19 protein-coding genes are annotated in these 20,698 nt (G+C 62.0%); 18 read left to right on the forward strand and 1 reads right to left on the reverse strand.

Going from position 1 to position 20,698, the window contains the following annotated elements:
* Positions 1-77 precede the first annotated feature (77 nt).
* A complete protein-coding gene (gene rplQ, locus LKK40_RS05820) occupies positions 78-722 on the forward strand; it encodes a 50S ribosomal protein L17 (RefSeq protein ID WP_304309842.1) in 645 nt (214 codons plus the stop codon).
* A gap of 113 nt (positions 723-835) precedes the next feature.
* Entirely contained in the window at positions 836-1,408 is a 573-nt protein-coding gene (gene rsmD / locus LKK40_RS05825) for a 16S rRNA (guanine(966)-N(2))-methyltransferase RsmD (RefSeq protein WP_304309843.1), read from the forward strand.
* A 42-nt stretch (positions 1,409-1,450) separates the two neighbouring features.
* On the opposite strand, the gene trmD is transcribed toward rsmD, so the two are convergent.
* Positions 1,451-2,305, reverse strand: coding sequence for a tRNA (guanosine(37)-N1)-methyltransferase TrmD (gene trmD / locus LKK40_RS05830; RefSeq protein WP_304309844.1), 855 nt, complete (start codon positions 2,303-2,305; stop codon positions 1,451-1,453).
* A 171-nt stretch (positions 2,306-2,476) separates the two neighbouring features.
* Between trmD and LKK40_RS05835 the strand changes: the two genes are divergently transcribed.
* From LKK40_RS05835 to LKK40_RS05910, 16 genes are all read left to right on the forward strand, one after another.
* Positions 2,477-3,607, forward strand: a complete 1,131-nt coding sequence (locus LKK40_RS05835) for a 3-deoxy-7-phosphoheptulonate synthase (RefSeq protein ID WP_304309845.1) — start codon at positions 2,477-2,479, stop codon at positions 3,605-3,607.
* Between the two features lie 228 nt (positions 3,608-3,835).
* Entirely contained in the window at positions 3,836-5,035 is a 1,200-nt protein-coding gene (locus LKK40_RS05840; RefSeq protein ID WP_304309846.1) for a 3-deoxy-7-phosphoheptulonate synthase, read from the forward strand.
* 131 nt (positions 5,036-5,166) lie between these two features.
* Positions 5,167-5,892, forward strand: a complete 726-nt coding sequence (mtnN, locus tag LKK40_RS05845; RefSeq protein WP_304309847.1) for a 5'-methylthioadenosine/S-adenosylhomocysteine nucleosidase — start codon at positions 5,167-5,169, stop codon at positions 5,890-5,892.
* Between the two features lie 8 nt (positions 5,893-5,900).
* Positions 5,901-7,172: a sensor histidine kinase gene (locus tag LKK40_RS05850; protein ID WP_304309848.1), complete on the forward strand. Its 1,272-nt coding sequence runs from the start codon at positions 5,901-5,903 to the stop codon at positions 7,170-7,172.
* Between the two features lie 90 nt (positions 7,173-7,262).
* Positions 7,263-7,970 carry a response regulator transcription factor gene (locus LKK40_RS05855; RefSeq protein WP_304309849.1) on the forward strand — a complete coding sequence of 236 codons (708 nt, stop codon included), beginning with the start codon at positions 7,263-7,265 and terminating at the stop codon, positions 7,968-7,970.
* Positions 7,971-8,263: 293 nt separating this feature from the next.
* On the forward strand, positions 8,264-9,391 hold the full coding sequence (gene pstS, locus LKK40_RS05860; protein ID WP_304309850.1) for a phosphate ABC transporter substrate-binding protein PstS: 1,128 nt from the start codon (positions 8,264-8,266) through the stop codon (positions 9,389-9,391).
* A 161-nt stretch (positions 9,392-9,552) separates the two neighbouring features.
* Complete coding sequence (gene pstC, locus LKK40_RS05865; protein WP_304309851.1) at positions 9,553-10,506, forward strand: phosphate ABC transporter permease subunit PstC; 954 nt, start codon at positions 9,553-9,555, stop codon at positions 10,504-10,506.
* Positions 10,507-11,514, forward strand: coding sequence for a phosphate ABC transporter permease PstA (gene pstA, locus LKK40_RS05870; RefSeq protein WP_304309852.1), 1,008 nt, complete (start codon positions 10,507-10,509; stop codon positions 11,512-11,514).
* Between the two features lie 109 nt (positions 11,515-11,623).
* Positions 11,624-12,403: a phosphate ABC transporter ATP-binding protein PstB gene (gene pstB, locus LKK40_RS05875; protein WP_304309853.1), complete on the forward strand. Its 780-nt coding sequence runs from the start codon at positions 11,624-11,626 to the stop codon at positions 12,401-12,403.
* Between the two features lie 254 nt (positions 12,404-12,657).
* Positions 12,658-14,016 (forward strand): NCS2 family permease, encoded by a 1,359-nt coding sequence (locus LKK40_RS05880; protein ID WP_304309854.1) that lies wholly within the window; start codon positions 12,658-12,660, stop codon positions 14,014-14,016.
* A gap of 311 nt (positions 14,017-14,327) precedes the next feature.
* Positions 14,328-14,993, forward strand: coding sequence for a hypothetical protein (locus tag LKK40_RS05885; RefSeq protein WP_304309855.1), 666 nt, complete (start codon positions 14,328-14,330; stop codon positions 14,991-14,993).
* Positions 14,994-15,213: 220 nt separating this feature from the next.
* On the forward strand, positions 15,214-15,606 hold the full coding sequence (locus tag LKK40_RS05890; RefSeq protein ID WP_152580301.1) for a VOC family protein: 393 nt from the start codon (positions 15,214-15,216) through the stop codon (positions 15,604-15,606).
* A 262-nt stretch (positions 15,607-15,868) separates the two neighbouring features.
* Positions 15,869-17,218 (forward strand): L-fucose:H+ symporter permease, encoded by a 1,350-nt coding sequence (gene fucP / locus LKK40_RS05895; RefSeq protein ID WP_152580300.1) that lies wholly within the window; start codon positions 15,869-15,871, stop codon positions 17,216-17,218.
* A gap of 567 nt (positions 17,219-17,785) precedes the next feature.
* Complete coding sequence (gene rplJ, locus LKK40_RS05900; protein ID WP_152580299.1) at positions 17,786-18,307, forward strand: 50S ribosomal protein L10; 522 nt, start codon at positions 17,786-17,788, stop codon at positions 18,305-18,307.
* Positions 18,308-18,420: 113 nt separating this feature from the next.
* A complete protein-coding gene (gene rplL / locus LKK40_RS05905) occupies positions 18,421-18,801 on the forward strand; it encodes a 50S ribosomal protein L7/L12 (RefSeq protein ID WP_304309856.1) in 381 nt (126 codons plus the stop codon).
* A 251-nt stretch (positions 18,802-19,052) separates the two neighbouring features.
* Positions 19,053-20,693, forward strand: a complete 1,641-nt coding sequence (locus LKK40_RS05910; RefSeq protein ID WP_304309857.1) for an FHA domain-containing protein — start codon at positions 19,053-19,055, stop codon at positions 20,691-20,693.
* Positions 20,694-20,698 lie beyond the last annotated feature (5 nt).

The raw sequence follows: 20,698 nt of genomic DNA on the forward strand, positions 1-20,698 counted from the left end.
GCCATTCATCAAACCGCCGTCGGATCCGGACGCTCGGGCATATGCCCACCTGGATCCCCTGGCAATAAGGAGTAATAATGCCTACACCCAAGAAGGGCCCGCGTCTGGCTTCGAGCCCTGCGCACGAGCGCTTGATGCTCGCGAACATGGCGACCAGCCTGTTCGCCAACGGCCACATCAAGACCACGCTGCCCAAGGCCAAGCGCCTTCGCCCGCTGGCCGAGCGCCTGATCACCTTCGCCAAGCGCGGTGATCTGCACTCGCGTCGTCGCGTGATGCGCGTGATTCGCAACAAGTCCATCGTCCACAAGCTTTTCACCGAGATCGCCGAAGAGATGGAGCAGCGCGAGGGCGGCTACACCCGCATCATCCGCATTGCCCCGCGCAAGGGCGATGCCGCGCCGCAGGCCATCATCGAGCTCGTCACCGAGCCGGTGAGCCCCAAGCAGGCCATCGTGAAGGAAGCCGAAGCTGCGGCCAAGACCGCTGCCGACGCCGATGCCCAGGTCGTTGACGCTGCTGCTGATGCCGCTCGCGCCGAGGGTGCTGCGGCCGATGCCACCGAGCAGGCTGTCGAAGCCAATGAGGCTGGCACGGACACCGCCGCTGCCGATGAGGCCGCCGTCGAACTCAACAAGGTCGCCGAAGAGGCGGACGCTGCTGAGCAGACTGCCGAGGAATCCGCGGATGTGGCCGACGAGGCCGCCGCTGCTGAGAAGTGAGCATAAGGGCCTGACGGTCCGTTGCTGACATACTTGCACAACCAAAACCGGTTGCCGGAGTTATTTATGACTCTGGCAACCGGTTTTCTTTATGAAACGGTAGAGTACGAGGCATGCGTGTTATTGCTGGACGATTCAAGGGTGCGACTCTGCCTGCCGCCAAAACCGGGACACGGCCGACGACCGACCGGACGAAGGAGGCGCTGTTCTCCCGGCTGGATGCGCTTGGCCTGATTGAGGATGCGCGGGTCCTTGACCTGTTCGCAGGCACCGGTGCGCTCGGTATCGAGGCTTTGTCCCGCGGCGCGCAGGAGCTGGTGGCTGTGGAATCCGCTGGCGCTGCGGCGGCTTTGCTCGCAACAACCCTAGGCAATCTACGCCATCAGCGCGGTTGGCAGCCGGATATGTCGGCCCGTGCGGTGCGTCGTCGCGCCGAGCGATTCGTGGCGGACTATGCCGGAGCGCCGTTTGAGTTGATTCTCATCGACCCGCCATATGCCTTCGCAACCGCCGAATGCGAAGGGCTGCTTGCAGCGCTGGCCTCAGGCGAGGCGACCGATGCCCGCAGCACCATTATTCTGGAACGTTCCACACGCTCGCAGGACCCCAAGTCGCCAGAGGGCTGGGCTATCACCGACCAGCGCCATTACGGCGAAACCGCGGTGTTCGTCATCGAGCCGGAGTGATATACAGATGCGGTAAGCAGCGCGTCTGGGCAATGCGTTCTACTAATCAATCCGCCGTGGATGCGCGCCGGATACTTCCCAGCCGAGCGCCATCAGGGTTTTGCGGTCGGGCTTGTCGAGCTGCTTGCAGTCAAGCGCCTCGATGAGATCCGGTCGGATCGCGTTGGTGCGTTGCAGCGCCTCGTCGCGGCGGAAACGATCGACTTTGCCGTGGTCGCCGCTGAGCAGGATTTCCGGCACTTCCAAGGAGCGCCAGAGAGCAGGTTTGGTGTACTGGCGATGCTCGAGCAAGGCGTTACCGCCGGTGTAGGACTCCTCCACGATGGACTCGGGATTGCCCATGAAGCCCGGCAGCAGCCGCGTAATCGCCTCAAGCATCACCGACACGGCCACCTCGCCGCCATTGAGTACGTAGTCGCCAATCGAGTATTCGCGCACGTTGACGCCCTGCGCGCGGTAATGCTCGGGGATGCGGGCATCGTAGCCCTCGTAGCGGCCGCATCCGAAAATCAGCCGATCGGCGTGCGAAAGCTCGGTAGCATCGCGCTGGGTGAACAGCGGTGCCGAAGGGTTGGGGAAGATAAGCACGGTGCCGTCATGCCTGGCGGCTGATTCGACCGCGTCGCCTGCCGTACTATTCTGATTGGCGTCCGCGGCGTCCTTGCCACGCAGCCCCAGCAGCTCATCGAGGCATTCGCCCCACACCTCCGGCTTCATCACCATGCCGGCCCCGCCGCCGACCGGCGTATCGTCCACCGAATGATGCACGTCGTGGGTCCAGTCGCGCAGATTATGCGCAGCCACATGCACCAGCCCATTGCTCTGGGCCTTGCCGAGCAGGGAGAGCTGCAGCACGTCGAAATATTCGGGGAACACGCTGACGATATCAATATCCATAAAGTACAACAGTACCGGCAGCCTGGATAGTCAGCGGCCGATTCGTGCCATGGGCGAGCAGTTGGGCGCGCCGCACGCAATCCCACCATGCAACCACTCGTTGTGCATATATGGCCATTCCCATATACTGTGAAGGTTCGTTACGCATATGGCGACAAGGAGAGAAAGACAATGGCAGGTCTTCGTGGTCCGGACAGTTCCGAGGACAAGCGGCGGTTTGACGATCGCGCGGTGCTTCCGGAGACCGTGGATGTGAATATCCGGCAGCTTGACCCGATTCCCGCGCCGCGTGCGTTCCTGAAGGAGCTGCCGTTGCGCGATGAGATGAGGGACCTGGTGCTTTCCTCGCGCCAGGCGATTCGCGATGTGCTGGATGGGCGCGATGACCGGCTGCTGGTGATCGTCGGGCCGTGCTCGATTCACGATCCCAAGGCGGCGCATGAGTATGCCGCGCGGCTTGCGGCGGTGAACAAGGAGCTGGATGACCGACTGCTTATCGTGATGCGGGTCTATTTCGAGAAGCCGCGCACGACCATCGGCTGGAAGGGTCTGATCAACGATCCGGATCTTGACGGGCAGTTCAACATCCGCAAGGGCATGTGGCTGGCGCGCAAGGTGCTCACCGACGTGCTGGCTTTCGGACTTCCTACGGCGACCGAGTGGCTGGACCCGATCACGCCGCAGTACCTGTGCGATCTGATCAGCTGGGGTGCCATCGGCGCGCGCAACACGGAGAGCCAGGTCCATCGCGAGCTGGCGAGCGGCCTGTCGATGCCGGTCGGCTTCAAGAACTCCACCGACGGCTCGATCAAAGCGGCGGCTGATTCCTGCTACGCCGCGTCCTGCGAGCATCATTTCCTCTCCATCAACCTGGACGGGCGCGTGATCGCGGCGGAGACCAAGGGCAACCCCGACTGTCATCTGGTGCTGCGCGGCTCAAGCCATGGGCCGAACTATGACCGGCAATCCGTGGCCGATGCCATGACGGCGCTCAAGGCTTCGAAGGCCGGAGGGCCGAGCGAGCACGGGCTTGTCATCGACGCCGCGCATGGCAACTGCGGCAAGGATGAAACGCGCGAGGCGCAGGTCGTGGAGGAGATTGCGGCGCGCGTCGCCACGGGCGAGCCGGGCATATCGGGCATCATGATGGAGAGCTTCCTCGAAGGTGGGCATCAGAAGCCGGCTCCGCTGAGCCAATTGGTCTACGGGCAATCCGTGACCGACGCCTGCGTGCCCTGGGGCCGGACCGAGGAGCTGCTGCACACCTTGGCCGCTGCGGTGGCCTCGCGCAGGGCGGCCTGACTCGCACTACGCGGAGTGGCTCGGGAGTAGTGCGCATCAAACGAACACACCATGTTCACTTCGTTATGGCGGTATTCGTTGAGATTGCGCCATTATGCGATAGGAATCTACCACGGTGCCTGTTCGTTTCGCTCGCACTACTCGTAGCGACTCGCGAGTAGTGCGAGCCGCTTCTCGTTCATACATGGCCTTATCCTTGGCAGCAGTATGAATGTCAAGGAGAATGCGATGCCGTCTGTCCCAACGCCCCGGCCGTTGAACACCCCCGAGGAGCTGCATGCCATCCGCGCTGCCGTGCGCGAGGGCAAGAATCCGCTGATCGCCACCGATGTGCCTCGCTGGGAGGATGAGGTCGGCGTCAGTCGAATCATCAATCGCCGCGTGCTCGAACTCGAGCCGCTGCCGACGCCGGCGCAGGTGCTCGGCGAACTCTCGATGTCGCAGCAGTCGCAGGATCTGGTGGCGACATCGCGCGACGAGATCCGCGCCTGCCTGTACGGCCAGGACGACCGGCTGCTGGTGATTGTCGGGCCATGCTCGGTACATGACCCGTCTGCGGCGCTCGATTACGCGCATCGGTTGGCGGCGCTGTCCCGCGAAGTATCTGGCGAGCTGCTTATCGTCATGCGGGTCTACTTCGAAAAGCCGCGCACCACCGTGGGATGGAAAGGGCTTATCAACGACCCCGACATCGACGGCACCAATCAGATTCGCAAAGGGCTGCTGCTGGCGCGCAAAACCCTGCTCGGCGTGCTGGACGAGGGGCTGCCCGCCGCCACGGAGTTCCTGGAACCCACTTCGCCGCAGTATCTCGCGGACGCGGTGAGCTGGAGCGCGATCGGGGCGCGCAACACCGAATCGCAGATTCACCGCCAGTTGGCGAGCGGACTGTCGATGCCGGTCGGCTTCAAGAACGCCACCGATGGCTCGGTGAGCGCGGCGGTCAACGGCTGCTTCGCGGCGGCGCAATGCCATACCTTCTTCGGCGTGGACCATATGGGTCGCGCCTGCGCCGTCGAGACGCTGGGCAATCCGGACTGCCATGTGGTGCTGCGTGGCTCGAGCCACGGCCCGAACTACGACGCCGACTCGGTGGCGCAGGCCATGCGCGACGTGCGCAAGACGATGCCAGCCGACAGCGCCGCCGCGCAAGGGCTGATCATCGACGCGGCCCACGGCAACTGCGGCAAGGACGAGAAGCGCGAGGCGCAGGTGGTGCGTGAGATCGCCGAGCGCCTGGCAGCGGGGGAGCGCGGCATCGTCGGCGTGATGATGGAAAGCTTCATCGAAGGCGGCCACCAGAGCGCGGCTCCGTTGAGCGAGCTGATATATGGCAAGTCGATAACCGATAGCTGCATCGCGTGGCCGGACACGCGCGACCTGCTGCACGAGCTCGCCCGCGCGGTCGGCGCACGGCGCTGGCGCTAGATCATGCACTCATGCACCGCGACCGTGAGCCGCCATTCGCCAAACCGCGAGCCATGCTGCCAGACATACCGTCAGTTATGAAGTGCCACGAAATGCTGTGAAATCTTGCGCGAGCAGAAGGAAGCAAGCCTATGAAAACGATAGCCATCATCGGAGCTCTTGAGGAGGAGGTCGCGCATATCGCGGCCTCGCTCAGCAACGTGCGCCACGACCACAGCGCAAGTCTGGATGTCGTCTACGGCACGCTTGAATCGGCTGAACCGGCTGAGCCAACGGCAGCGTCGACAGCATCCAGCGAGCAGATCGCCGTCGCCGCAACCGTCGGCGGCATGGGGCTGGTGAACGCGGCCGCGACCGCGCAGCGCCTGATCGACGCCTACCGCCCCGATGCGATCATCTTCTCGGGCATCGCCGGCAGCCTGAACAAAAGCCTGCATATCAACGATGTCGTGCTCGGCGGCATCTTGCGCTATCTGGACAGCGACATGCGCCTGATCGCCCAGTGGAAGCCGCAGACCGAGGAGTTCCACAGCGATCCGAAGCTGCTTGGCGTGGCCGAACAAGCCTTGGATGAAATGGGCATCACGCATATCACGGGCACCATCGCCTCGGGCAACTACTTTGTCGATACGCCGGAGAAAATCACGCAGGTCATCGCGCAGACCGGTGCCGACGCCGTCGAAATGGAGGGCGCGGCCGTGGCGCATGTCGCGGCGCGCAACGACGTGCCGGCGCTGGTCATCCGGGCGCTGAGCGACAATGCCGACACGGATTACGAGGTGTTCAAGAACTTCGACATCAGCGAATACGCCGACACCGCCGCCCGCCTCGCCATTGCCATCGTCAAGCGATTGTAAGGCTGCACATGTTGGCCGGTATCACTGTGGCGCAGTTCCTCGTCCTTGCCGCGCTGATCGTCGTCGTGGCGACGATTGCGCTCACCTGGCTTGTCGTCTCCGTGCGGGACCGCAACAGCGAGCGCGCCGATGATACGCCGTGGAGCCCAGGGCAACGGCTGTTCGACGACGAATCGCTGTCGCCGCATGTCGTGCACCGGATGATTGAGGCGATGCCCAACGCGCTGATCGTCTGCAGCTCCCAGGGATTGGTCAGCTACTTGAGTCCCGGTGCGGCGCAGCTGGGGCTGGTCGATCGTGACCGGCTGGCTGCGCCTGAGCTCATGGATCTGCTCGCTCAGGTGGATTCGGATGGCGTGCTGCGCGAGCGGGAGCTCACGACGGGTACCGGCGAGCAGGCCACGCATACGCGCGTGCGCATCGGAGCCATCGATGACGATGCGTATGCGGTGTTTCTTGACGATGTCAGCGAGCAGCGGCGTTTCGAGGAGGTGCGTCGCGATTTCGTCACGAACGTCTCGCACGAGCTCAAAACGCCGTCCGGGGCCATCGCCCTGCTCGCGGAGACCATCAGCGACGCAGCCGATGATCCTGACGCGGTGCGGTATTTCGCCGGGCGCATCACGAAGGAATCAGAGCGGCTCAATCAGCTGGTGCGCCATCTCATCGATTTGCAGCGCGTGCAGGATATGAGCGCCATACAGGCCACGCAGCGGGTCGACGCGCTTGTCGCAGTGCGCGAGGCTATCGAGCTGAACGCTACGTCGGCGCAGGAGAGGCAGATTGATGTGCGGCTCACGGTCGATGGTCAGATGCCTCAGATGCAGCCCTCGGCGTCATCAGACAGCCGCTTCGAGGTGCTTGCCGACCGGGAATCGCTGACGACGGCGGTCAGGAATCTTGTCGAGAACGCGATTCGCTATTCGCCGCAGCATGGTTCGGTCGTCGTGGTGCTTGAACGGGCTGGGGACACTGAGCCTATTGACGCTGCGTCTACTCACGCAGTGCCTATTCACACAGTACCTACTCACTCAGTGCGCATTCGCGTCGTCGACCAGGGCATCGGCATTCCCAAGGATGCGCAGGCGCGCGTTTTCGAGCGTTTCTATCGTGTCGACGCCGCCCGTTCGCGTGCGACAGGCGGCTCGGGTCTGGGTCTTTCGATTGCTAAGCACGGCATCGAGGAGCATGGCGGCCGCTTAAGCATGTGGTCCCACGAGGGATTTGGCTCGACCTTCACCATCGAGCTTCCGGCGGCTCCCGAAAACACGGAAGCGTAACGAGTCCGATTAGCGCAATCGTCCACCGTACCTGTATAACTGCTTGTGGAATGGTTTGGAATGGTTCGCCACTCATGGAAGGCATTAGGCATGACGAGAATTCTTATCGTCGAGGACGAGGAATCCTATCGGGAACCGCTGATCTATCAGCTCACCCGGGAAGGCTATGCGGTGAGCGCTGCGGCGACCGGCGAGGAAGGGCTGTCGCTGTTCACGCGCGGCGGCGTCGATCTGGTGCTGCTCGACCTTATGCTGCCTGGCATCGACGGGGTCGAGCTGTGCCGGCGCATCCGCGAGCAGAGTCGGGTGCCGATTATCATGGTCACCGCTAAAAGCGCGGAGATCGACACCGTGGTCGGGCTGGAAATCGGTGCCGATGATTACGTGACCAAGCCGTACTCCTTCCGCGAGCTGCTGGCGCGCATCCACGCGGTGCTGCGTCGCAATCAGGCCGATGAGGAGGACTCGGAGGCGCATGACGACGGCGTGACGCTGCGCTGCGGCGATATCGCGATGCATGTCGGCAGGCACGAGGTCACCGTGCACGGGGAGCCGACCTTCTTCCCGCTCAAGGAATTCGAGCTGCTGCAGTACCTGCTGCAGAACAAGGGCCGGGTCATGACGCGCCACCAGCTCATCGACCGCGTATGGGGCTCGGACTACGTCGGCGACACGAAAACGCTCGATGTGCATGTCAAGCGCATCCGCAGCAAGATCGAAGAGGATTCCGCGCATCCGCACTACCTGATCACCGTGCGAGGGCTGGGATACAAGCTCTCTGCTGAGCCGTTAAGCTGACAGCCCAGTGGGCTGTCAGTAGGCGAGGTGAGCGGCCTCTAAGGCCGCGAAGGATAATTGTTTCTATGCTCTGACCTCAGCCATCCCTCTGTCCCCATCCCATCACACCCAGCCCCCGCACTCAATTCCCAAATGTTCATCTCCCGTTCACCTAGTTCGGCCACGGCCCCGCATGAAGCGTTTTACGCTAGATATGTCATGAAAACACCGTGCGAGTCGAATGACGACGTGGCAACACGAAGGCGATTCGCACACGTTGGCGGCATATGCCGCCGGTTGATGAGGGAAAAGAAATGCGCAAGAATGCACTGACTCGTGTCCTCGCCGTAGGATGCGGCCTGACAATGATGGCCGCGCTCGCGGCCTGTGGCAACAACACCGCCACCACCAGCGACTCCGGAAGCGCGTCCAGCGAATCCACAGCCAAGATCTCCGGACAGTTCTCGGGCGCGGGCTCCTCCGCGCAGCAGGCTGCCGTCGAGGCGTGGATCGCCAGCTATCAGGGGAAGAACCCTGACGCCAAGATCTCCTACAACCCCACCGGTTCCGGTGCAGGCGTCACCACCTTCCTGACCGGTGCCACGGCTTGGGCCGGCTCGGATGCCGCGCTGAGCGCGGACGAAGTCAAGCAGTCCGCGAGCGTATGCGCCTCGGGCACCGCCTTCGACATCCCGGTCTACATCTCCCCGATCGCCATTGTGTTCAACCTCAAGAGCATCTCCGGCAAGGGCAAGCACCTGAATCTTGACGGCCCGACGATCGCGAAGATCTTCGACGGCAAGATCACCACCTGGAACGACCCGGCCATCAAGAGCAGCAACCCGAAGGTGGAGCTGCCCAGCACGCCAATCACGGTCGTGCACCGCTCCGACAAGTCCGGCACCACCAAGAACTTCCTGAGCTACGTCAAGGACGTCGCTGGCAGCGACTGGAACTATGAGGTCGGCGAGAACTGGCCGAACCAGATCGGCCAGGGCGCCAAGGGCACCGATGGCGTGGTCAACACGGTTTCGCAGGCCGACGGCACCATCGGATACGCTGACGCCTCCAAGGCCGGCGATCTGGGCACGGCCGCCGTCAAGGTCGGCGACGCCTATGTGCCGTATTCGGCCGAGGCCGCAGCGAAGGTCGTTGACGCCTCGCCGCTCGACAAGACCGCCACGGAGAAGAACCGCGTGGTCGTCGCAGTGGATCACGCCACCACCGCAGCCGGCGCCTACCCGGTCGTCCTCGTCTCCTACGGCATCGCCTGCCCGGCTTACAAGGACGCCAACACGGCCAAGTTCGTCAAGTCCTGGTTCTCCTACATCGTGAGCGCGGAAGGCCAGAAGGTCGCCGCTGACAACGCCGGCTCGGCCCCGATGAGCGACTCCCTGCGCCAGAAGGTCACCACCTCCATCGACGCCATCGCCACCAAGTAAGCACGGGCTTTAAGTCCCGATGATCGTCATCACCGCGCATTCGTCGATGGCACGCGACACGTCTGATTCGCAACAGCGAGACGTGAACCGTGCCGGGTGCAGCACTTCGCTGCTGCACCTTCGGCGGGTGCGCATGGCGATGCGAGAAATGAGGAGAACTGGTGAGTTCGCAAACTAGCGGTGCCAAACCGCACGGCGACGGAAAAATCGCCGACAATGTCTTCAAGGCCATCGTCTACGCCTGCGGCATTCTGATACTCGTCGCGCTTGCCGCCGTGACGCTGTTCCTGCTCTTCCGCGCCTGGCCACTGATCGGAGGGGATCAGGGAGCGAACAAGGCGACCATAGAGTCCTTCACCGGCGGCGGCGCCCACAACTTCTGGCAGTACGTCGGTCCGTTGGTCTTCGGCACGGTGCTCGTGGCTGCGCTGGCTCTGGTGATTGCCTTCTTCATCGCTGTCGGCATCGCTCTGTTCATCTCGCATTACGCGCCCAAGCGCGTGGCCACGGCACTCAACTACGTCGTGGACCTGCTCGCCGCGATTCCTTCGGTCATCTACGGCCTGTGGGGCGGCCTGGTGCTGGTGCCGGCGATTCATCCCTTCTGGGACTGGGTCGCCACCTATCTGGGCTGGATTCCGATTTTCGCTGGTCCTGCCGCCAACCCCTCGCGTACCGTGGCTTCGGTCGCCGTGGTGCTTGCGGTGATGATCCTGCCGATCATCACCTCGATGTCGCGCGACATCTTCGTGCAGACTCCGCGTCTGCAGCAGGAAGCCGCGTTGGCTCTGGGCGCCACGAAGTGGGAGATGATCAAGCTCGCCGTGCTGCCGTTCGGCCGCTCGGGCATCGTCTCCGCTTCGATGCTGGGCTTGGGCCGCGCGCTTGGCGAGACGATGGCCGTGCTCATGATCCTCTCCCCGGGGCTCAAGTACTCGGTCAAGATTCTCCAGGCTTCGCAGAACCAAACCATTGCGGCCAATATCGCCGCGCAATACCCCGAGGCGAACGCCCTTGGCGTTTCCACGCTGATCGGCACCGGTCTGGTGCTGTTCGTGATCACCTTCGCCGTCAATGCGCTTGCGCGGGCCGTCACGCGAAAGGCAGTTGCATAAATGTCACAGCAAACTTCGCAACCGGTGGGCGATTCCGCGCCCCAGGGCGACGCCCCGGTCATCGACTTCGATAAGTTCAAGCCCTCGCGATCCTACACGGCCGCACGCAAGCGCAAGGATCTCTTCATGCGCGTGCTGATCGCCGCGGCCTTCGTCGTCGCGCTCGTGCCGCTGGTATCGGTGCTGTGGACCGCCATATCCAAGGGCGTCAAGCGGCTCAACATCAACTTCCTGACGTACAACATGGAAGGCGTGATCGGCGGCAACCCGACTCCTTCGGGCGGCTACGGCGGCATCCTGCACGCCATCATCGGCACGCTGCTGGTCACCTTCGGCGCCATGCTGATTTCGATCCCGATCGGCCTCTTGTGCGCGGTCTATCTGGTCGAGTACGCGCACAACGGCAAGCTCGCGAAATCCATCGCGCTGCTGGTGGACGTCATGAGCGGCATCCCGTCCATCGTGGCCGGCCTGTTCGCCTTCTCGATGTTCACAATCGTGTTCGGCCCCGGCTCGCTCAGCGGCTTCCAGGGTTCGGTGGCCTTGTCACTGCTCATGATTCCGACCGTCGTCAAATCGAGCGAGGAGATGCTCAAGGTCGTTCCTGCTGATTTGCGCGAGGCGGCGTATGCGCTTGGCGTCACCAAGCAGCGCACGATAACCAAGATCGTGCTGCGCACCGCGCTTCCGGGCATCGTGTCCGGCGTGATTCTGGCCATCGCCCGCGTGATTGGCGAAACCGCGCCGCTGCTGATGACCGCCGGCTACATCTCGTCGACGAACCTCAACCTCTTCTCCGGCCAGATGACGACGCTTCCGGTGTACGTCTATCAGGAGTACAGCAAGCTTACGGTCACCTGCCCGGCATCTGCCAGCGCGAGTTGCGTCACCACCATCCCCATGGAACGGGCATGGGCCGGTGCGCTGACGCTGATCGTCATCGTGCTGCTGCTGAACCTGCTGGGCCGTTTGGTCGCCAAGGTCTTCGCCGTGAAGACCGAACGGTGATGCCCATGCTGCGAGAACAAGGCACAGCAGACGTCGGCTTCGCGCCGCGCACGGTTCATCCAGATGCCGCAGCGGCGAGTCGACTGCGATAAATACGAAAAGGAATATTATGGGACAACGCATTGATGTCAATCATCTCAACATCTACTACGGCGACTTCCTGGCCGTCGAAGATGTCAATATCGCGATCCAGCCCAACAAGGTCACCGCGTTCATCGGACCCTCCGGCTGCGGCAAGTCGACGGTGCTGCGCACGCTCGACCGCATGCACGAGATCATCCCGGGCGCGCATGTCAAGGGCGAAGTGAAGCTCGAAGGCCGCAACCTATACGCCAAGGACGTCGATCCGGTCGAGGTTCGCCGCGACGTCGGCATGGTCTTCCAGCGCGCGAACCCCTTCCCGACCATGTCCATTCGCGAGAATGTGCTGGCTGGGGTCAGGCTCAACAACCGCAAGATCAACAAGTCGGATGCCGACGAGCTGGTCGAGTGGGCGCTGCGCGGCGCGAACCTGTGGAACGAGGTCAAGGATCGTCTCGACAATCCTGGCATCGGCCTTTCCGGTGGCCAGCAGCAGCGTCTGTGCATCGCACGCGCCGTGGCTGTTCACCCGCAGGTGCTGCTCATGGACGAACCCTGCTCGGCGCTCGACCCGATTTCGACGCTGGCCGTGGAGGACTTGATCAACGAGCTCAAGAACGACTACACGATTGTGATCGTGACCCACAACATGCAGCAGGCCGCCCGCATCGCGGACTACACGGCCTTCTTCAACCTCAAGGCCGTGGGCGAGCCTGGGCACCTGACCTACTTCTCGGATACGAACACGATGTTCAACAACCCGCAGAACGAAGAGGCCGAGCGGTATATCTCCGGACGATTTGGGTGATCGCGAGACTGTCAGACCGGTCAAAGGGCGGGGCGAACGATGCTATTGCAGCATCCGTTCGCCCCGCCCTTCGCGTTGCCTGCAACTGCCTGCGTAAGCTGCATACACGCACTCTATGAAAGAACTCTGGAATCCACATGTAATATGCCTGACTGCTGTGGGTGGTATGGTCTCTCTGTCCGCATCCGGCGGACGAGTCGCAGTAACCTCGGCACGGTTCAGCCCGTGCGCAAACCAAGGAGCAGAAAGCAGTAATGGAACACTTCTTCCATCTGAAGGAGAACGGCACCACGGTCTCCACTGAGATCATGGCCGGCCTGACCACGTTCTTCGCGATGTCCTACATCATCATCGTCAACCCGCAGATTCTGAGCAAAACGGGCATGCCGTGGGGCGGCGTGTTCCTGGCGACCATCATCGCTGCGGTCATCGGCACGCTCGTCATGGGCCTGTTCGCCAATGTGCCTTACGCCCAGGCCGCAGGCATGGGCCTCAACGCCTTCTTCACCTACACGGTCTGCCTCGGTCTGAAGTTCACCTGGCAGGAGACCATGTGCATGGTGTTCCTGTGCGGCATCATCAACATCATCATCACCGTCACCAAAATTCGAAAGATGGTCATCGAGGCCATCCCCGAATCGCTGCAGCAGGCGATCGGCGGCGGCATCGGCCTGTTCATCGCCTACGTCGGCATGCTCAATGTCGGCTTCCTCAACTTCAAGGCCGGTGTCCCCGCGCTTTCCACGCTCAACCAGCCCGTGCTGTGGGTGTTCCTCATCGGCCTGATTCTCGCCATCGTGCTCAACGTGCTCAACGTCAAGGGCGCGATGCTCATCACCATCGCGGTGACGGCCATCATCGGCATTCCGCTCGGCGTGACCAATTTCGGCGCCTCGCATTCCCTGGGCCAGACCTTCTCCGAGCTGCCGACGACCTTCGGCGCGATCTTCACCGAGCAGGGCTTCCCCGCGCTGTTCTCCAACCCGGCCAGGCTGCCGCTCGTCATCGTGACCATCTTCGCGTTCTCGATGTCCGATACCTTCGACACCATCGGCACCTTCATCGGCACCGGCCGTCGCACCGGCATCTTCTCCGAAGAGGATGAGAAGGCCCTGGAGAATGGCTCCGGCTTCAGCTCCAAGATGGACAAGGCGCTCTTCTCCGATTCCATCGCCACTTCGGTCGGCGCGATCTTCGGCACTTCGAACACCACGACCTACGTTGAGTCCGCTGCGGGCATCGGCGCGGGCGGCCGCACGGGCCTGACCTCCGTGATTGTCGCGCTCTGCTTCGTGCTCTCCATCTTCCTCGCTCCGGTCGTTTCCGCGATTCCTGCGGCGGCCACCGCAGGCGTGCTCGTCGTGGTCGGCTGCATGATGGCGGCCAGCCTCAAGGACGTCAAGTGGGACGAGCTCTCCGAAGCGGTTCCCGCCTTCTTCGCGGCCGTGTTCATGGCGTACTCCTACTCCATCTCCTACGGCATCGCCGGCGGCTTCATCATGTACTGCATCGTGATGACCTGCAAGAAGAAGGCCAAGGAGGTCCACCCGATCATCTGGATCGTCTCGGCCCTGTTCATCCTCGACTTCGTGACCATGGCCATTCTGGCCTGATCGCCTGCGTGCTATGCGTATCGGGCCTCTTCGACGTGTTCGAGGAGGCCCGATACGCATTTCTATAGGTATTTTCGTTCCGCGGGCATACGCATACGTATTTCATAGGCATAGCTCATAGGCACAGGTGGAGAATAGGCGCTGCTTGCATTCGGTCACTGCGCGCAATTAAGCTGGTGACTCGGCTGTGAAGACAGGCTGTGAAGCCGCAATATATAAGACTCGCAATATATACGACTATATGAGACTGCAACGTGCAGATTCGCAACGGTTGCAATCTGCAGGAGCCGCCAAGACATCCGGGAGGGAATGTGTCATCGGGAAGCGTCGAATACGCCATCAAGCCGTGGAAGCACAACCATGCTGTGGACGGCAGCGCGCCGCACGGCTACGCGCTGGTGATGCCGGGAACCGGGTACACCTGCGACCGGCCGCTGCTGTACTGGTCCGCGCAGATGCTGGCGCAGACCGGCTGGCATGTCGACCGGCTCAATGTGCACAACACCAAGGACGATCTCTCCGAAGTGACGCCGGTCATCGAAACCGCCATCGACGAATGGCATGCTGCGGCACAGGCACAGGCCACTGACGCCGGATTGCCGCAGCCGCGCATGCTGCTCATCGGCAAATCGCTCACCACGCTGGCGTACGGCCACGCCCGCAAGCTCGGCATCCCCATGGCGCTGTTCACGCCGGTGCTCAACCCGGCGCCCTTCGACCCCAGCGGCCAGCGCATCGCCATGCCGAGCCGGAAAGAGGACGCGGGGACAGGGACCGAGGCAGCACGCAAGCCGCTTATCTGCGCGGGAAGCGCCGACCCGTATTACGATGCGGACCGCGCCCATGCGCTCAGCGCTGACGTCCATGAATTCCCCGGCGCGAATCATTCCATCGAGGTGCCCGGCGACTGGCAGCGTTCACTCGAATATCTCTCCGGCACCGTGGCCGCGCTCGCGCGCTACGCCGCCGCGTTGTAGGCTCGCGGCAGGTCTCCCAGCAGGCTTTATTACGGTATTACAAGCCGCGCAACAGCTGAGCAGCGGTACTCGGCGAAGACGGCGCCGGGGACGTGGCCGACGCTGGGCGCCGACACTCTCGTTTGCAAAATATGTGATTCGTATTACAGTGATGCTGTAAGGTTCACGCCAGACCGTCGTGAGCCGGATGTGCAATGCAAAAGGGGCGATGAAGCTACTTATGACGAATATCACGACGTATCTCAATGGGGTTCAGCACGTCGGCATTCCTACGACTGATCTGCAAAAGACCATCGACTACTACGACAAGCTCGGCTTCGAAGTCGCGGGCAAGTATCCCAACGGCGAGAGCACCTGCGCATTCCTGCGCCTGGCCAATCTGACGCTTGAGGTGTGGACCGTTGACGAAGCGGCCGGCGTGACCGGAGCCATCAATCATTTCGCACTTGACGTGACCGACATCGACAAGGCCTTCGAAGAGGCGCAGAAGCTGAACCTGGACTTCGTCGAAGGCTCGGTACAGTACATTCCGACGTTCTGGCAGAAGGGCATCCGCTACTTCAATGTCCTCGGCCCGAATCACGAGACCATCGAGTTCTGCCAGATTCTGTAATCGGGCGGGCTTGAGGCTGCGCATATTGAACCTTCGTCCGCCTTCGCCAAAAGCGACCGGCGGCAAGAAAGCTGTACGGGCTGCGCGACGCAGCGCAACCTGAATTATCTGGCACTGGTTATCCAGTACTGCATTACCCACCATGTGGTCAGACGCGCCAACACGGCCTAGCGCCGTCATGCGCCTGATCAGACGACGGACCTTGGACGCATTCGCCCTTCGTCCGATCGTCAAGCAACTGCTCAAGAAAGAAGAAGAAACAATGGCAGCAAAATCAGTCTCGTGGAAGGAGCAGCCAGACGGATACCTCGACCGCACCCCGGTCCTGCAATTCGTGCTGGTGTCCATCCTGTTCGCCATGTGGGCGATTGCATCGAGCCTCAACGACATCCTGATCACGCAGTTCAAGGTCGTGTTCAACCTGAGCGATCTGGCGACCGCCTTCGTGCAAAGCGCCTTCTACGGCGGCTACTTCATCATCGCCATCCCCGCCTCGCTGTTCATCAAGAAGTCCAGCTACAAGATGGGCATCATCGCCGGCCTGGCCTGCTTCGCCGCAGGATGCTTCATCTTCTTCCCCGCGTCCCGCATGGCGACGTACGCGCCGTTCCTGTTCGCCATCTTCGTTGAGGCCATCGGCCTGAGCTTCCTGGAGACCTCCGGCGACACCTATGCGACGCTGCTGGGACCGCGCCGACTGGCGACCGTCCGACTGAACATCGCGCAGGTGATGAATGCGGTCGGCCTGATTATCGGCATCCTGCTGGGCAAGTACCTGATCTTCCAGGACTCGAACCTCAAGACGGAAATGGCCAAGATGACGCCTGAGGCCGCTCACGCCTACGGCATCGAGCAGCTGGGTCGCACGCTTTCGCCGTACAAGTACGTGCTGATCGTGCTCATCGTCCTCATCCTGGCGTTCGCCGTGACGAAGTTCCCCTCCGGCCGCCCGAAGACCGCCGAAGGCGCCGATGCGCATGCCGGCTTTGGCGAGACCATCACCCATCTGCTGCACAACCGCCGCTACTGGGGGGGCGTTGCCACCCAGTTCATCTACATCGGCGCGCAGACCGGCATCTGGTCCTTCACCATGCGTCTCGCCCTCAACATGTTCCCGCACTTCACCGAGCGTGACGCGGCCGACTTCATGCTGTGGAGCTATGGCTTCTTCCTCGTCGGTCGTTTCCTGGCAAGCTGGCTGCTCACGAAGTTCCGTGAGACCCGCGTGCTGTCCGTGTACATGATTCTCGGCACCCTGATGCTGCTCGGCACCGTTACCATCCACAGCGTCGTCGCCGTATGGATGGCCGCCGGCGTCAGCCTCTTCCTCGGACCCGGCTGGCCGACCATCTACTCCAGGACCTTGGAGACCGTCGAGGATCGTCGCTACACCGAGACCGCCGGCGCCATCATCGTGATGGCCATCGTCGGTGGCGCGGTGCTGCCTGCTGCACAGGGCGCGCTCTCGGATGCCGCTGGCATGAAGGTCTCCTTCATCCTGCCGGCCATCGAGCTGCTTATCGTGGCGATCTACTTCCTCTTCGAGATGCGCCATGACAAGCTCACCCCGAAGCAGAAGCGCGATTTGGCGCTGCAAGGTCAGACGGCCTGATTGTGACCAGCTGATGGCTGCCGCAGATATCTGACGTAGATATTGTCGTAGATACCTGGCGTAGATATCTGCCGCAGCGGCTATAAACCGCCTGTCATTTCCCGGCATCGTTGCCGAACCGGGAAGTGGCAGGCGGTTTTGCTTGGGGCCGCTTGCGTGCTGCTGTCTGTGCGTTGGAATCCGTGTGTTGAAATCTGTGTTGAAATCTGTGTGTTGGTATCTGCGTGCTGCCATCTGCACGCCGGTGCATGCGTGCCGTTGTGTGCCGTGATGACTCGCGGTGCAGCCAACGACACGCCGTGGGACCAGTCGTTGTGTTTCCAAAGTCCCTGCGCTCGCATAAAGTATTCATCTTGTAAACCACAGACCGTTGGTTAGAGGTGCAAGCCTCTCGAAGTTTGGTTCGCCAAGCCAGCGCAGGTTGAGATGAATGGCTCTTGTGTATCGCTGAGAGTCTGCCGCTTGCGGCCATGTTCGCTCTGCCTGTGCGCAGGGCTTTTTTTATGCCTGCAAGGCGACATCGCGCCGAACTTCTTGCAGCCAATGGTCGACTTAGGAAGGAACGCCATGAAAAGGCCCGAAAAGGCAGCGGTGATCGCGCAGCTTACGGAGCAATTCCGTAATGCTGATGCGATCTACCTGACCGAGTACCGCGGGCTTACTGTTCCGCAGATCTCCGATCTGCGCGAAAAGCTAGGCCGCGATACTTCCTATGCCGTGGCTAAGAACACGCTGGCTCGCATCGCCGCCAAAGAGGCCGGAATCGAAGGTCTCGATGAGACCCTCGCCGGTCCGACTGCCATCACCTTCGTGAAGGGTGACTACGTCGAGGCTGCGAAGACGCTGCGTGACTTTGCCAAGGTCAACAAGCCCCTCGTGCTCAAGGCCGGTTTCGCTGATGGAACCGTCTATGATGCCGAAGGCGTCAAGAAGCTTGCGGATCTCGAATCCCGCGAGGTGCTTCTGTCCAAGATGGCTGGCGCGCTCAAGGGCACGATGGCCAAGGCCGCCTACCTGTTCGTCGCGCTGCCCACCAAGGCCGTGCGCACGATCGACGCCCTGCGCGAAAAGCAGGAAAAGGCCGCCTGATTCCGTTCTTCGTGGCTTGCGCCGCGATGCGAATCAGCATAAGTAAACAACATATTGTTGGCGACGGGTCAACATAACCACCATCCCGCCGCCGTGAAAGAAAGGAAGCCATCATGGCTAAGCTCTCCAACGAGGAGCTCCTCGACGCGTTCAAGGAAATGACCCTGGTCGAACTCTCCGAGTTCGTGAAGACCTTCGAAGAGGAATTCGACGTCGAGGCTGCTGCCCCGGTCGCCGCCGCTGCCGCTGCTCCGGGTGCCGCTGCTCCGGCCGAGGAAGAGAAGGATGAATTCGACGTCATCCTCGCTTCCATTGGCGACAAGAAGATCCAGGTCATCAAGGCCGTCCGCGCCATCACTTCGCTCGGCCTGGCCGACGCGAAGGGCCTGGTCGACTCCGTCCCGAAGGCCGTCCTGGAGAAGGCCAAGAAGGAAGATGCCGAGAAGGCCAAGGCTCAGCTCGAAGAGGCTGGCGCCACCGTCGAGCTCAAGTAGTCGTCGCGGCTTTCTGGCCGCATGATTGCAGAGTTGCAAACCCCGCCGTCCGTGATTGTTCACGGCGGCGGGGTTTTGCGTGTTGGCGGTCGATCAGCCCCGGCGTCGTAGTTCCTCAACCCTGCACAAGGCTGGGATGAAGCTGAAGAATCAGCGCCGAATGCGTGAAAGTTGTCAATTCATGAGGGTAATCCGCGACGTTCGGATGAAAACATGACACAATAGCAAATAGTGTGCGTATATGGGCGTATATGGGAAGGAAGGCCGATACGGTGAGCGAGCAACGGATTGCACGGCGGTGGATCGTCAAGGCCAATGGTGCCGAGCAGACCGAAGTGGCGGTGGGCGAGAGCGTGGAGATTGGGCGCAAGCCCTTGCGGCCGCTGGCCGACGACGGCTTCGAGCGTATGGAGATCGAGGATTCCTCACGCTCGATGTCGAAGCGGCATGCCGTATTCTCAGTCGACGAGCACGGCGCTGCGGTGCTGCGCGATCTCAATTCCACGAACGGCAGCTATGTCGTAGGCGACCGCGGCGGGCTGATGCGGCTGCAGGGCGGCGCGGACTTCCCGCTGCCCATGTCGCCGATGCGCATGCAGTTCGGCGATGTTCCTGTGGATTTCGTGCAGGTGGAGGAAGCGGTCGATGGCGAGGAAGAGGAGCAGCCAGCCGAGCAGACGCCGGATCTGTTCTCCTACGCGGCTGCCGAACCGAAGCCCGCTGAGCCGGGTATGGCGGATATGTCCGTAGACGACATCCTCAACCTGCGCGCAGGCGAGCCCACGACGGCGATTTCCACGGCGACGGTCGCCGGCAAAGTGAACGCCTTGAAAGCCAGTGCGGCATTCTCCTTCCCGCCGACTGATGATGTGGCGGCGGATGATGCAGATGGGGACGATGCGTTTACTGATGGGGCGGCTGCTGATGATGCGGCTGCGGACGCAAGCGTAGCTGAGCATGAGCGAGCTTCACATGAGGCATCTTCGGCTGAGGCGGGTGCAGAGTCACCGGTCGAGAATGCCGCGCAGAAGGCATCGTATGAGGAAGCAGCTGCGGGGCATGCGGCTGCGGAGTCTGCTGCGGACGAATCGGCTGACGCCGGCAAGTCTGACGATCAGACCCGCGCCCTGCCGCAGGGCAGCACGGCTGCGCATGACGGGCAGCCGGCGGATGATGCCATGCTCGGCCATGCCGCAACGCATATTTCGGTGAACATCGTGCAGCCAGGCCAGCGCGACGCAGTACGTCAGCGCGATCTCTTTGTCGACGCGCTCAGCGATGGCAACGACGATAATGACGCTCAGGCTGGTGCTGTCGCTGGCAATGCGGCTGAACCGCGCGGCGAAGCTCAGTCGGGCTTGCAGCAATCAGCGCCTTCTGGTCATGCCGATCATGCCGGGCATCCGGAATTCGCAGGGCGCGAGATTGGCGTCGGTGAGATTTTCAGTGCCGTGAACCGCAATCGGGGCGCTGCTGACGAGCGCACCGAGCAGAGTGCGCAAACTAATCAGGCTGAGCAACCTAGTCAGGCAGCGGTGAAGGAGCCCGCACAAGGCGCGTCAAGCGGTTCGTATGGCGATGAAACCGCTGCGTTCACACCGGTGTTCGAACCTGGCTCGGTGTTCGAGCGGGTGTCCAAAGGCGACTTCGGCAAACGCGAGCCGGCGGTCGACATCGACGGGCTGACTTCGGACGATGCGAAGCGCACCGGGGATTTCACGCAGCAATTTGAAATGGCGAAGCACCCGCAACTGCTGCCTTTCCTCGCGATGAATCCGTCGCTCTACGACGATTTGTACGCATGGTTGGCGGCACTGGGAGACAAGGACATTGACGCGGCGCTGTCGCGTAACGCCGGATATGAGGAATACCGCACAGCGGTAGGGAAGTGAGCGGG

It is taken from the genome of Bifidobacterium tibiigranuli (genome assembly GCF_022655035.1).
GTDB lineage: Bacteria > Actinomycetota > Actinomycetes > Actinomycetales > Bifidobacteriaceae > Bifidobacterium > Bifidobacterium tibiigranuli_A.